This is a genomic window from Psychromonas arctica, from assembly GCF_038155225.1.
Classification (GTDB): Bacteria; Pseudomonadota; Gammaproteobacteria; order Enterobacterales; family Psychromonadaceae; genus Psychromonas; species Psychromonas arctica_B.
Window position 1 is genome coordinate 1 of the sequence record NZ_JBAKBA010000479.1, and the last position, 207, is coordinate 207.

Sequence of the window (207 nt, forward strand, 5' to 3'; positions counted from 1 at the left end):
GACGTTTAAAAAAATCACTTATTTTATTAGCGCAGTGCTCATCGTAAATACAAGATGTCACGTCGACTTGATGGTTCAAATTATCCTGGCAGACTAAATTAAATACACTGCCTGCAGCGCCTGTGTTATAGTCGCCAGCACCATATACTAAACGTTTAATGCGAGCATGGACGATTGCTCCTGCGCACATTGGGCAAGGCTCTAAAG

1 protein-coding gene is annotated in these 207 nt (G+C 42.5%); it reads right to left on the reverse strand.

Translation table 11 applies throughout. From position 1 onward, the window contains the following. Nucleotides 1-207 (reverse strand): nucleoside deaminase (locus V6255_RS19150; RefSeq protein WP_341629501.1); only part of this gene is annotated, 207 nt, incomplete at both ends.